This is a genomic window from Nocardioides carbamazepini (assembly GCF_024614185.1).
Lineage (GTDB): Bacteria > Actinomycetota > Actinomycetes > Propionibacteriales > Nocardioidaceae > Nocardioides > Nocardioides carbamazepini.
The window spans coordinates 141,308-154,245 of sequence record NZ_JAHTLF010000024.1 but is presented as its reverse complement, the minus strand read 5'-3'; the positions used below and the strand labels follow the sequence as shown (position 1 = coordinate 154,245).

At 67.3% G+C, this 12,938-nt stretch carries 11 protein-coding genes; 5 read left to right on the top strand and 6 right to left on the bottom strand.

Annotated elements, in window-relative coordinates:
- The first annotated feature begins 20 nt into the window (after positions 1 to 20).
- Positions 21 to 569 carry a hypothetical protein gene (locus KVF89_RS25720; protein WP_257429950.1) on the top strand — a complete coding sequence of 183 codons (549 nt, stop codon included), beginning with the start codon at positions 21 to 23 and terminating at the stop codon, positions 567 to 569.
- Between the two features lie 90 nt (positions 570 to 659).
- Here KVF89_RS25720 and KVF89_RS25715 read toward each other — a convergent pair whose 3' ends face one another.
- The 5 genes from KVF89_RS25715 to KVF89_RS25695 all read right to left on the bottom strand — a co-directional run bounded on the left by KVF89_RS25715 (position 660) and on the right by KVF89_RS25695 (position 5,687).
- Positions 660 to 2,378, bottom strand: coding sequence for a type IV secretory system conjugative DNA transfer family protein (locus KVF89_RS25715; RefSeq protein ID WP_257429948.1), 1,719 nt, complete (start codon positions 2,376 to 2,378; stop codon positions 660 to 662).
- Entirely contained in the window at positions 2,375 to 2,836 is a 462-nt protein-coding gene (locus KVF89_RS25710; RefSeq protein ID WP_257429946.1) for a hypothetical protein, read from the bottom strand. Before KVF89_RS25710 ends, KVF89_RS25715 begins: the two co-directional genes overlap by 4 nt.
- Entirely contained in the window at positions 2,833 to 3,300 is a 468-nt protein-coding gene (locus KVF89_RS25705; RefSeq protein WP_257429944.1) for a hypothetical protein, read from the bottom strand. The genes KVF89_RS25710 and KVF89_RS25705 overlap by 4 nt, the downstream gene beginning before the upstream one ends.
- Positions 3,301 to 3,305: 5 nt before the next feature.
- On the bottom strand, positions 3,306 to 4,883 hold the full coding sequence (locus tag KVF89_RS25700; RefSeq protein ID WP_257429943.1) for an MFS transporter: 1,578 nt from the start codon (positions 4,881 to 4,883) through the stop codon (positions 3,306 to 3,308).
- Positions 4,884 to 4,979: 96 nt separating this feature from the next.
- Positions 4,980 to 5,687: an SAM-dependent methyltransferase gene (locus tag KVF89_RS25695; protein WP_257429941.1), complete on the bottom strand. Its 708-nt coding sequence runs from the start codon at positions 5,685 to 5,687 to the stop codon at positions 4,980 to 4,982.
- Between the two features lie 106 nt (positions 5,688 to 5,793).
- Between KVF89_RS25695 and KVF89_RS25690 the strand changes: the two genes are divergently transcribed.
- From KVF89_RS25690 to KVF89_RS25675, 4 genes are all read left to right on the top strand, one after another.
- A complete protein-coding gene (locus tag KVF89_RS25690) occupies positions 5,794 to 6,387 on the top strand; it encodes a helix-turn-helix domain-containing protein (RefSeq protein WP_257429939.1) in 594 nt (197 codons plus the stop codon).
- A 267-nt stretch (positions 6,388 to 6,654) separates the two neighbouring features.
- Positions 6,655 to 8,703: an MMPL family transporter gene (locus KVF89_RS25685; protein WP_257429937.1), complete on the top strand. Its 2,049-nt coding sequence runs from the start codon at positions 6,655 to 6,657 to the stop codon at positions 8,701 to 8,703.
- A gap of 24 nt (positions 8,704 to 8,727) precedes the next feature.
- Positions 8,728 to 9,876, top strand: a complete 1,149-nt coding sequence (locus tag KVF89_RS25680) for a sensor histidine kinase (RefSeq protein ID WP_257429936.1) — start codon at positions 8,728 to 8,730, stop codon at positions 9,874 to 9,876.
- A complete protein-coding gene (locus KVF89_RS25675; protein WP_257429934.1) occupies positions 9,873 to 10,517 on the top strand; it encodes a response regulator in 645 nt (214 codons plus the stop codon). The genes KVF89_RS25680 and KVF89_RS25675 overlap by 4 nt, the downstream gene beginning before the upstream one ends.
- A 75-nt stretch (positions 10,518 to 10,592) precedes the next feature.
- Here KVF89_RS25675 and KVF89_RS25670 read toward each other — a convergent pair whose 3' ends face one another.
- Positions 10,593 to 12,905 (bottom strand): tyrosine-type recombinase/integrase, encoded by a 2,313-nt coding sequence (locus KVF89_RS25670; protein ID WP_257429932.1) that lies wholly within the window; start codon positions 12,903 to 12,905, stop codon positions 10,593 to 10,595.
- Between the last annotated feature and the right edge of the window lie 33 nt (positions 12,906 to 12,938).

Below are 12,938 nucleotides of genomic sequence, written 5' to 3'. Positions count from 1 at the left end.
ACCAGTACTTGGGGGAGTGCGTGAACGTGCCGGCTAAAGCAACTGAGCTGCAAGCGATAGCGGATACCTCGTCACCGCTCGTGCTTAATCCCCTCGATCGTGGCGGACCCTCGGCCGACGTGGCCGTGGCGGCGACTACAGACGATCTCGGTGGCCGACTCCGGCCGTGGGGAACCCCGCAGACGCCGGCGCTGGCGCCGGTGATTTCCCGGTCCCTTCGCCACAACGAGATGCTCGCCAGGCTTCGTGAACGAGTGGAGATGGCCGGGCATGACATCTTCCAGCCTGAACAGCGGAATCCCGACATCGACCTCGCGTGGTGCACCGAGATGGGTCTGGTGCTCGTCGAGGTCAAGAGCACCACTCAGCGCAATGAGGTCGACCAGTTACGACGCGGACTTTCGCAACTGCTGGAGTACGCATTCCTCCTGCAAGCGGCAGGCCACATCATCGCTCGCAAGGTTCTCTACGTCAGCTCTCAACCCGTCCCAGAACACTGGCCGGAGCTTTCGGCGACCCAGGGATGTGAGCTGATGTGGGACCCAACGACCATCGTCGACGTTCGGTGAGTGTTCGGTGCACCTTGCCGCGCCCGTTGCGTCCCTTTCCGTAGAGCGCGGTCTGGCTTAGACAGCGAGTCGCTCAAGAGGATCGAGAGCCTAGCCCCGGCTGGCGCGCCGAGACTGCCACGTTCTCAGGTCGACGACGAGCGGTGGCGAGGACCGGAGGAGAACCAGGGCTTTGCCGAAGGGAAAGGTGCGGATGCGTTCGGGCGGCATGATGGGGGCTCGGCGGGTCGGGCGCTGGAGTGATCGTGTCCCGTGGTCGCCGATGGCGATCGTGTCGGTTTGTTCGTCGCGTTCGCCGATGAGCACGGACAGTTCTTGGAGGTCTTTGGAGGCTGAGGCGCCGCCGAGGATGACTTTGACGATGGATGCGTCCCAGATGGTGTTGGCGGCGTGGTCTCCCCATCTGTTGCGTGCTTGGGAGAGGGATTGCAGGACGGGCATGGTCGTGATCCCGGTGCCTCCGCCTTCGGCCATCAAGACGGGGAGGGAGGGGAGGGGCGCGAGGTTTCCGATCTCATCGAGGGCGAGGAGCAGCGGCGGATCGAGTCGAGCTCCGGCAGAAGCCGCGGCGAGGTGGCGGGCGGTCTCGGTGAGGTCTTCGATGAGGGCAGCGACGAGTGGCCAGGAGGCGCCGGCTCCCGCACCGGTGGCCAGCAAGTAGAGAGTCCCGTTGTCGGCGAGGAAGGTAGTGGGATCGAACTCCTCGCCTGGGCGTGGGCTCAGCGCGTCGAGCACGCGGGGGTCGGCCAGGCTTGCGAGCGCTTGGGAGACGGCCATCCAGATGGAGTCGCGGGTGCGGGGGTCGGCATTGATCATCGCGTCGAGAGACTCGCGCCAGCCGGTCGCCGCCCGCGGGTGACTGGACAGGATCCCGACGGCGTCGGCGGCTGCGGCGGGGGAGAGCGACCATTCGAAGAGAGTTCGAGTCGACAGCTTCTCGAGCGCGGCGGCATGGAGGAGCGCTTGGAGAGCGGCTCGGGTTCGGCCTTCCCAGAATCCGCCTGACTCGACACCGCCGCTGGAGAGTCCGGTGGTGGCGGCGAGGCCGGCGGCGCGGATCATGGCCGTGATGGGGCGCTCGCAGCCGCGGATCGGCGACCATCGCAGCCCGGACGGATGGGATCCGACCAGGCATTGCGGGTCGAACACGGCGACTGGGCCGGTCTGGCGTCGTGCGTCGATGGTCGCGGTGAGGTTGTCCGGCCGCGTTGATGTGGTGACGACAGGGCCAGGGGCGTCGAGGATCGTGTTGATGACGAGATGGAGGCCCTTGCCAGAGCGAGGGGGGCCGATGACCAGGATCGAGTCTTCGACGGATGCCCAGATCTCGCGGCCGCGGGAGTGGCCGAGGAGGTAGCCGATCTCGTTGGCTTGAGGACTGGTCAGGGAGGGGCGGAGGGTGCGTCCGCGGGCGAGGAGGGCACGTCGTGAGGCGGCGGTGTCGATGTCGCGCCGTGTGGCTGTTCCGGGGATCCGGCGTGGGTCGCGTTCATGGTGGTGGCGGATGTGGGTGGCGATGCGCCAGCAGCTGATGGCCGACAGGCTGAGGATTGTGAGGAGGAGTGCCAGGACGAGCCAGTACGCGACGGCCGAGAGGCCGGGTGCCGCGAGCGCACGCGCCGGGTCGTCGGGGTTGGCCAGCACCCGCAGCCCGGATGCCGGTTCCCCTACGGGCTGGGCGGACTGCGTCAGTCTCGCGGCGACGGTGCCGGCGACACGGAGGAGGAGTGTCGTTGCGCAGGCCGCCGAGACGACTGCTAGGCCGACGTTGACGAGGTCGTTGTCGATGGACCGGGGCCCGCGGTTCATGTGTCTTCTGCTGTCGCGGTGATGCCGGAGTTCATGCCGACGAGGAGGATCTGGATGTCGCGCAGGCCAGCGGCCACCGCCGGCAACCTCAACTGCGTCGTACCGGTCGCATCAGCAGCTTGGCGTGTGATGACGTAGGTGACGGCGACGTCTTCTCCGGGCCGAAAGCCTGTCCCGGTGATGCCGGGAACGTCTGCCTGCGTGCCGGCGTCGACCGGGACGTCGTCACTAGTCGGCCAGTCTTGGGACGTGGCGATGTCGGCGTAGGTCGTGCCGTCGGTTTCGGTGACCTCGACGCGGACGGGCGAGTTCAGGCGCTTGGTGATCTCGGCGAGGGCGCGGGGCAGGTCGTGGCGGGTCAGCCTGTCGGCGTAGTGCTGGGTGCCGACGGTGACTGACAGCGTGTCGTCGGCACCGACGTGCACGTGGACGACGGGGAGGGTGATCGGCACCTTCATAGCTCGAGCGCCGCGTCGCGTCGTGGTGTCTCTCGGGGAGCAATGGTGTCGATCGTGGCGGTGCCGGTGCGATGGGAGAGTGCCTCACGGTCGAGGCCAGGCGGGTTGCCGTCGCCGACCTGCGGGGTGTCGAGCTGGTCGAGGATCCCCATGGCGGTGGTCCGGACTCGGTCGGCGGTGGCTTGGATGACCTCGGCGGGTGACTTGCCGGGCACGGTCCTGGCCCATGAGGCAACGTAGGGGACGGTGTAGGAGCTGGCGTCGAGGCCGTGGGCGGCCGCGACCATGAGGGCGACGGATTCGGCCTCGACCTCGGCGGTGCCGCGGTGCAGCGCGGCGTCGGCGGCGACCTGGGTGGACAGGTGTTCGGCCGACAGGTCCTCGGATCGGGGTGCGTGGAGCAGGACGTGGCCGAGCTCTTTTCTGCACCAGAGCCGAGGGCCTATCACGCTTGCTGTGCTCATGGCTGTTAGGTGTGCGCGCTGTGCCGCTGTTCGGAACTGGTGGGATCAGTTTCCTCGCGCCCTTCGGGGCGGACGACGAGATATACGAACAGGGCTGCCATGACGGCGCCGCCGGCCCACATGGCGTTCTGCCAGCCGTCGATGAACGACTGTTGTGCGACCACGACGAGGGTCTGCGATTGGGTGCCCAGGTTGTCTGCCGCTGCAACGGCGTTGGCGAGGCCCTCGCGGGCCGGTCCGGCGACGTCGTTGGGGAGCTGGGCAAGGTCGGGTTCGATGGCGTTTCGGTAGCCGGCTGTGAGGACGGCGCCGAGTAATGCGACGCCGATGGCGGTGCCGAACTCTCGGGTGACGTCGTTGAGCGCCGAGGCCAGTCCCTGCTTGTCGCGTGATAGGGACCCGGTGATGGCCTCGGTGGAGGGGGTCATGGCCAGCCCCATTCCGAACCCGAGGGTGAGCATGCCGGGCAGCACGGTCAGGTAGCCGCCGTCGATCGAGATCAGGGTTGCCATGAGCACCAGTCCAGCGGCTACGAGCCCGGCGCCGAGGGCCATGGTTGGCCGGTTCCCGGCCCGTGCGGCGACCTTGGGCGCGAGTACCGAGGAGGCCATCATCAGAACGGCCATCGGCAGCATCCCTACGGTGGCGTGTAAGGCCGACCAGCCGAGGACGACCTGCAGGAAGGGGAACAGGACGACGAGGATGCCGGCCTGGACTCCGAACACGGTCAGAATGGAGACCGATCCGGTGGCCAGTCGTCGGTCGCGGAACAGCCGGATGTCCAGGAGCGGTGCTTCGGCTCGAAGCTCCCAGGCCAGGAATCCGACGGCGGCTGCAATGCCGACTGCGAGCGCGGTGAGAGTCGCAGGCTCGTTCCAGCCGTGGACGGGGCCTTCGTGGAGGGCGTAGACGAGGCCGAGTACGGCGAGGACCGAGGCAAGAGAGCCGATGGTGTCGAACCGGTGCTCACCTGCTTCGCGGGTGTTGGGCACCGAGCGCAGCGTCATGGCCACGGCGATGACGACCAGGGTGATGGGAAATGCGAACAGCCACCGCCAGGATGCGACGTCGACGAGGACGGCGGAGAGGTACATGCCGAGCAGCCCTCCACCGCCACCGACGGCGGTCCAGGCGCCGATGCCCTTGGCCCGCTCCTCCTCGGGGAAGGTGGAGGTGATGACGGCCAACGTGACGGGCATGATCATCGCGGCGCCGACGCCGGAGAAGAAGCGGGACGCCAGCATCATCTCGGAGGAGTTGGCCAGCGCGGCGGCAGCGTTCGCTACCCCGAAGACGGTCAGGCCGGCCAGCAGCATGGGCTTGCGGCCCCATCGGTCGCCGAGCGCACCGAGGGGGAGCAGGAGTGCCGCGAGGCTGAGGGTGTAGAGGTTGATGAACCAGAGCACCTCGCTCTGCGAGGCGTCGAAGTCGACCGCGAGCTCGGGTTGGGCAACGTTGAGGCCGGTCACTGATGCGATGACGGCCATGAGGGCGATGCAGACCGCGATCAGGACAGCGCGTCTCTTGCCTGGGTCGTCGATGATCGGTTCTGGCTGGCTGGTGGCTGTGGGGTTGTGACTCACGGCTGTTCCTCTCGAAGGCGTGGTCCGCCAGCGCCGTGCCGGGTCGGCAGGCGCTGGCTAGCGTGCGGCGGGCTGTCGGGACTTGGGAGACGCGACCTAGTTGCGGCGGGTGGCCCGTACGACGACGTCATGGATGGTGGTGACGCGACCGCCGGGGCCGGTCATGGTCCGCTGGGGCTCCTCGGCGGTCTCGATCTCCCAGATGTCACCGTCGAGCAACTCGGTGATGGCAGCGGCCGTTGTGGACGCTTCCGTCGGGGGCCTGCCCTCGTGTTCCGAGTCCTCGTCGCTCCCGTGGCCGTGGCCGTGACCGTGGCTGTGACCCTGGCCCTGGCGCTGCCCGTGGTCATGGTCCTCGGCGTCGTCGTGGCGGTGGAGGTGGCCCACGATCAGGAGGGTTCCCTTGGGTGCGACCCAGGTCGCGATGCGGCGGTAGAACTCGAGTTGCCCGATTGCGGGGTGGGCGTAGTGGGTGGTGACCAGGTCGTATTGCTGGTTCGGCTCCCAGGACGACAGGTCGGCCTGCACCCACTGAATGCGGTCGGAGAGTCCCGCGTCGGCTGCTCGCTGCTCGCCGAACGCGAGAGCGCCCGCTGCCACGTCGGCCGCAGTAACGGCCCAACCCGCGCCGGTCAGCCAGATCGCTTCGGCGCCTGCGCCGCAGCCCGCGTCGATGGCCGAACCTGGTCTCAAAGCTTCGACCTGGCGGATGAGGTGAGGGTTGGGGTCGCTGGTGCTCATCGACCCCGCGCGCTCGCTGGACCAGATGTCGTCCCAGTACGACTTGTCGAAGGTGTGATTCACGAAGTGCCTCCCCGCTCTGTGGTGTCGCCGGTTTCGGCGACACAAACGAGAATGACTCTCAACCCTCCGATTTGCAAACGTTGTTGCCGAATGGCAAACTCTTCGCATGGATGACACCGACCGCACGCTGGACGCCGTGGGGCCCCGGCTCAAGGAACTGCGCCAGCGGCGCGACATCACTTTGAACGAGCTCGGGGACGAGACCGGCATCTCGATCAGCACTCTGTCCAGGCTCGAGGCAGGTCTTCGTCGCCCGACGCTCGAGCAACTGCTGCCGCTGGCGCGCTCCTATGGCGTGACCCTCGACGAGCTTGTCGACGCCCCACCCACCGGCGACCCCAGGGTCAATCTGCGGCCGCTCCCCACCAATGACGGGCGCACCATCCTGCCGTTGAGCCGGCGCCCTGGCGGCATCCAGGCCTACAAGTTCGTCCTCCCCGCCGGGACAGACGACCAAGAGCCTGACCTGCGAACCCACGAAGGCTACGACTGGGCCTTCGTCCTCAGTGGACGCCTTCGCCTCGTGCTCGGCGAGCACGACCTGATCCTCGAGCCGGGCGAGGCCGCCGAGTTCGACACCCGCACCCCCCACTGGTTCGGTGCAACCAGCGACGGACCCGTGGAGTTCCTCAGCCTCGTCGGCAAGCAAGGCGAACGGGCACACCTCCGTGCCGCCCCGAAACGGCGCCTTCCCGGCTAGGAGACTGGACGACGTTCGCATCCGCATATCAGGCCAAGACCGGAGCATCCATGGTCAGCTCGAGGCGTCGGGACGCACCCGGCAAGAGCGCCCGCCTCCTTTCGCGGCCATTTCGCCCGTACTCCGCACGGAGTACGGCGAACTGTCTGCTGTGGCCGGACGCGTCAGCCTCCGCCGGCTGACAGCGTGATCGCTATGACTTCTGAACTACGGGCGCCTGGCCACTCCGGTGCCGATACAAGACCGAAGGACTCACGGACCAAGTCCGTGCTGCCGTGGCTGATGCTGGCGGTGTGGATCGGGCTGGTGGTGGGTAGCTTCTCGCTGGTCGGCAAGCTCGATTCGGTGACTCGCGACAATCAGGCGGACTACCTGCCGGCCAGCGCACAATCGACCAAGGTGCTCCTGGCCGAGGCCGGGCTGCCCGGCGGTGAGGATGGCCTACTCGCGGTCGTGTACGAGCGAGCCGGTGGCATCGAACCGGGTGATCGGGAGGCGGCCGCACGCGGCTATACCGAGCTGGCGGAGCGATTCGGCAACGACACGGACGCACCTGCGGAGATCGTCGAGTCCGACGATGGCACGGCGTTGATGTTCGGGCTACCGCTCGACCGCGAGTGGGTCCTCGATGAGGCCGAGGCCACGACGGTAGCGGATGCCCGTGCCCTTCTCGCTGACCGGCCGGACGGTCTGAACGCCTATGTCACCGGTCCGTCGGCCATCGGGGCAGACATGGACGAGGTCTTCGACTCCGTCGATGCGAAGTTGATGCTCGTTACTGCCGTCGTGGTGGCGCTCCTGCTGATCCTGACGTATCGCAGTCCGCTGCTGTGGCTGGTCCCGCTCGCCTCTGTCGGGGTCGCGGCAATCATGTCGATGGGTGTCGTCTACGCACTCACCCAGGTCTTTGACTTCACCATCACGAGCATGAGCTCGGCACTGATGATCGTGCTGGTCTTCGGTGTGGGCACCGACTATGCCTTGCTGCTTGTGTCTCGCTACCGTGAGGAACTGCACCGCCACGCGCGGCCGATCGACGCGATGCTGGCGGCGCTGCGCGGGGTCGGCCCGGCCATCCTGGCTTCGGCGGGTACGGTGGTCGCCGGTCTGTTGTGCCTGTTGGTCGCGGATCTGAATAGCAGCAGCGGTCTCGGGCCGGTGGGTGCGGCGGGCATTGTGTCCGCGCTGTTCGTCATGCTGACGCTCCTTCCCGCCTTGCTGGTGGTGCTCGGGCGCCGCGTCTTCTGGCCGTTCGTGCCGCGACTCGGGGTTGAGGCACAAGCATCTGGTTCTCGGTGGGCTCGGCTCGGCGAGCTGGTCGATCGCCGCCGCGTCGTCAGCTGGGCGGTGCCGCTGGCGGTCCTGGGCGCTCTGTCGCTGGGTCTGGTGGGGGCGAGCGGCTCGCTTCCGCAGTTGGACCAGTTCGCCCGTTCGGCACCGGACTCGGTGACGGGAGCGAAGACGATCGACGAGCGCTTCCCCGGTCAGGGCGGTCAGCCGGTCAGGGTGATGGCTCGCCCGGACCAGAGCCGTGAGGTCCTGGCCGCCGTCGAAAGTACGCCCGGGGTGGCCAACGCCGAGATTCGCCGGGCCAGCGACGACTGGGTGGAGATCATTGCAATCCCGGTCGACTCGCCAGAAAGTGCGGGTGAGACAGCAACGATCAAACGGCTGCGGGCACACCTGCACGAAGTCGCCGGTGACGCCGCACTAGTCGGCGGGCCGAGTGCCGAGCTGCTGGACACCGACGAGACCAACAAGAGCGACCGCAATCTGGTGATGCCGCTGATCCTGCTGGTGGTGCTCCTCATCCTCGGGCTACTGCTGCGGGCAATCACGGCGCCACTCCTGTTGATGGCCACCGTCGTGGTGTCGTACTTCGGAGCCCTCGGACTGTGCAACCTGTTGTTCGACCAGGTGCTCGGATTCGGCGGGTGGGAGTCGTCGGTGCCCCTGATCGGGTTCCTCTTCCTGGTCGCGCTCGGTGTCGACTACAACATCTTCTTGATGACCCGGGTACGTGAGGAAGCCGTCCGGCACGGCACTGTCGAGGGTACGAATCGTGGCCTCGCGGTGACCGGCGGCGTGATCACCTCGGCCGGCATCGTGCTGGCGGCGACATTCGCGGTGCTCGCCACGCTGCCGCTCGTCATGCTCATCCAGATTGGGATACTGGTGGCCGTCGGCGTACTGATCGACACCTTGCTGGTGCGGTCCATCGTGGTTCCCGCACTGACGATGTCGCTGGGTTCGCGGATCTGGTGGCCCAGCAAGCTCTGGCGCACGAGTGAGGACAGTGTCGATGACCGTGTGTGAACGATGACGGCGCTCCGTCCGCCAGTGGCCGATCGGCTGCTGGCGGCCGGGTCGTTCGCGCTCGGCATCGTCGTCGCGTTCACGCTCGAGGCGGTCGCTGGTGAGGACGAGCGCAGCGTCGATATGTGGGCAATCATGCTCCTGGGCGCGATGTCGGCCCCGCTCCTGGCCCGTCGGCGCTGGCCGATCCCCGTCGTCCTAGCGGTCCTCGCCGTGTCGACGCCGTACCACCTCCTCGACTACCCCCATGAGGCCACGATGCCGGCCTTGCTCGTGGCGGCGTTCACGGCGGCGCGCTACAGCGAGCGACCGCGACCGGCCTACGCCGCCTTGGTGGCGGTGGCCGCGGTGATACTGCCAGTCGTCGCCGCGTCGGGTGCACCCGGTAACGCTCTCCTCGGCGTCGGCTGGCTCTTGATGGCCTTCTTTGCCGGACTCGCGGTCCGCTTCCATCAAGCCTGGAAGGCCGCCGTCGCCGCTCGGCTCGAACAGGAGCGGACCGACGAGGTCGAACGGCGGGTCGCCGAAGAGCGGGTACTGATCGCTGCCGAGCTGCACGACGTCTTGGCGCACGGCCTCGCGGTCGCAAACGTCCAGGCGTCCGTCGCTGCGCACCTGATCGACCAACTGCCAATGCGGCAGGATGCGCCGCTGCAGGAGCTGTCCGGCACGCTGCACAGCCTGTCGGACACGAGTCGGGCCACACTCCATGAGCTACGTGCCGTCCTGGACGTGCTGCACGGTGGCGAGGCCGAGCCAACCGAGCCGGCGCACCACCTCGGCGAACTGCAGAGACTGGTGGAGATGGCCGAGGCTGCTGACGTCCGGGTCGACGTGGAGTCTGACGGACTGTCACATGAGTTGCCGGCGACGGTCTCCGTCGTGGCCTATCGGATCATCCAGGAATCGCTCACCAATGTCATCCGACACTCGACAGCCAAGCGCGCCACCGTCCGCCTCGACCAGGACGGCCACCGCCTGCGGATCGCGGTCATCGATCACGGGCCCGCGCGACCGGAATCAACAATGACACCGGCCGGGTTCGGGATCGCCGGCATGACCGGGCGAGCGCAGGCCGTCGGCGGCGAGCTGTCCGCCGGGCCGGGGGAGTCCGGAGGATTCGAGGTATCGGCCAGCCTGCCGGTACCGGAGATCTGGCGGGTGCCGGTGTGATCCGGGTCCTGCTCGCCGACGACCAGACTCTGGTACGTGGCGCGTTCGTGCTGCTGGTCAACTCCGCTGAGGACATGGAGGTGATCGCGGAGGCCGGCACCGGTGACGAGGCCGTGACATTGACTCGGGAACTTTGCCCCGACGTCGTCTTGATGGACATCAGGATGCCGAGCACCGACGGCATCGAGGCGACTCGCCAGATCGTTGCTGCGGAAGGGTTGAGCAGCAGCAAGGTGCTCATCCTGACCACCTTCGAAACCGACGCTAATGTGCTGCGCGGGCTTCGCGCGGGTGCGTGTGGGTTCCTGCCCAAGGACACCCGTCCGGACGCGCTCCTGGATGCCATTCGCACCATCGCGTCAGGGGAGGCGCTGCTGTCGCCCGGCGCGACCAGAGCGGTCATGACCCGTGCACTGAGTCGCCCAGACGTGCCTGCGACTGAGCGTCTGGCCAGCCTGACGGCGCGCGAACACGAGGTGCTTCGGCTGGTCGCCGCGGGCCGAAGCAACCAGGAGATCGCAGACGAGCTGGTCCTCAGCCCGCTCACTGCCAAGACTCACGTGAGCCGGATCCTCGCGAAGTTGGGTGCCCGCGATCGGGTCCACCTCGTGATCGCCGCGTACGAGGCCGGCCTTGCCTAGGCTTCGCCAAGAGCTGGTCCTCGCCACTGGCCATTCCCGGCTGCTTCTGACACAGAGGGGAGCCAGAGTCGGACGCTACCGCGTATTGTCTGGTCGGCGCGGGACGTTCGGCATGCCGAGGTTGGTCGCGGTGCGCTGCATCTGGATTAGTTTCTGCCCGGCAGCGGCGAGACTGGTCCGCAGACCGTCGACTTCGCCGAACCAGCCACGTTCGGTGGCTTCGGCGATGCGTTCTTCCAGGCTGTCGATGATGCCTCGGAGTCGTTCGTGCTGGTCGGGGTCGGGGCGGAGCATCGGGCAGCGGATGCAGGCGTGTTCGTGTTGGCAGCCGGAGCCGTAGGCACGTCCGCAGGTTCCGAGCTCGAGCTTGCGTTGAGCGAAGTGGCCGAGGAACTCGTCCCACTCGCTGTCGGTGGGCTCGCGGTACTCCTGGGATGGTCGAAGTGCCCGCCGCCGGGCGATGTAGGCGCGGTGGTGGTCGATCACGTCGTGGTCGTAGACCGCGACGTAGGTCTGCGTGGTGGCAATCGAGTCGTGGCCCAGGATCTTGGCGGTGATGTGCACGGGCAGGCCGGACGCAACGGCGTCGGTTGCGAAGATCCTCCGGAAGTCGTGAGGGCTGAACTTGGCAGGGCTGCCGTCGGTGTTGGTGATCCTCGCGGTGGTGACCAGCTCGTCGAGCAACTTGATGACGTAGGAGGAGCTCATGGCGATCCTGCCTGTGCCCCATGGCCGTTGGAACAGGAATGGAAGTTCTGGGCTGTGGACGCGTTCGGCGCTGTCGTAGCGACTTATCAGCGGCAGCTGCTCTTTGTCGCCGCGGACGTGGGAGATGATCTCGGCGAACGCCACCGCGAGCTCGGGTCCAATGACCAGGAGCCGTTCCTTGTCGGTCTTGGACGGGGTGATCTGCAGCATCGGGATCACCTCACCGGTCGACGGGAGCCGGTAGGACACGAAGGAGCGGTGGGTGATCTCGAGGACCTCCTCGATCCTTGCTCCGGTGTGACGCAGAACCTCGACCAGTGCCCACGCCCAGAACGCCCGGTCGGACTCAAGGCTCAGGTTTCTCCGGTTGTCCTGGGGCCGTTCGCTGGTGCCGCCGAGTACCGGCGTATCGACGTACACATGCCCACGACTGACCTTCCTGCCGCCGCTCCCGTCGTCGCTCAGGGTCGTCCGTCGTAGCGTGTGCCCGGCCTGGGTGAACGACTCGCCAGGCAGAGCTGCGGCGGCGGTATCGAGCAGGGCCTTGGCCGCGGCTCGGTTGTCGCTGGCTGCGTCGACGAGCCGTGGAAGCAGCGGCGCCAGTTCCCGGATGCGCTGGTGCGTGCGTGAGCGCGACTGCTTGAGCATCTTGTTCATGCCTGCCAGGTCCCTGGAGTCCACCGGCGAAGGCGCGGCCCATGCCGCCCACCGGACGGGGTCCTCCAGCGCCCAGTGGGACAAGTCGGCGTAGAAGGCACGGACGGCCATGAGGATCGTGTACGGGTCCTCGCGCTTCTTCCCGACGCGGTTGCTGCCGTACAGCACCGGGCCGGTGAGTCTCGTCTTCCAGCGACGGGCAATCTCGTCGGACAGGTTCAGGGAGTCAATGCCGGGCTCGTGGATCTCCAGGTCCCGCCAGAACAGCAGCACGAGCTTGGCCGCCAGATAGCGAATGGAGTTGTAATCCATCGCGGGACGGCGTTCGTACAGGTAGGCAACGAACAAGTCCCTGATCGGGCGGCACGCGACGTCGTAGCGGTCGACCATCTCCTCAATAGTCAGCTGCCCTCGCCTGGACGCAGCGAAGATGGTTGGTGGACTGTCCGTCGGCAGGATCGCGGCTTCCCGGAGCAGGGTGTACCAGCGAGGCTGGGACCTGCCACGGTAGCCGTCTTGTCCCCGGTGGGCCTCGATGCAGTCCGACAAGGTGATCTCGCCCAATGTCCCGCCGTTGTGGACCAGCATCCTGGTGAGCTGGTTGAGCGCGTGACGGCGGTCGCTCGGGAGCATCCGCGCGTCCGTGTCGCATAGGCGCTCGATGATGGCGAACCCCGCGGGATCGCGCAGCGCCCGCAGTCGCTCGTAGAGCCTGGGTGTGGCGTGCGTGGCGTAGAGCCAGGAGTAATCGGGCCGGATCACGTCGAGCATGAGCAGCCTGCCCGCGGCAGCGACGAGGTGGCCGTGCTTGTCGGGCAGGGCAGCCAACGTGGTCCACTCGTTACCGGCCGCGTTCGCTCCTGAGGCGTGCCAACGCTGCTGCCACGACTCCCCGGGCAACCTCAGCAGCCACTGAAGCAGAGTTTCCGCGAACAGCACCTGGCTGCGGACCTGCTTCGGCGAGGTGGTGTCGTTCGCGAGTTCCAGAGCGCGGACCGCGTCGAGAATCTCCTGATAGCTCATCTGGGAGGAGGGCCACACGGTCGGTCGGGCGAT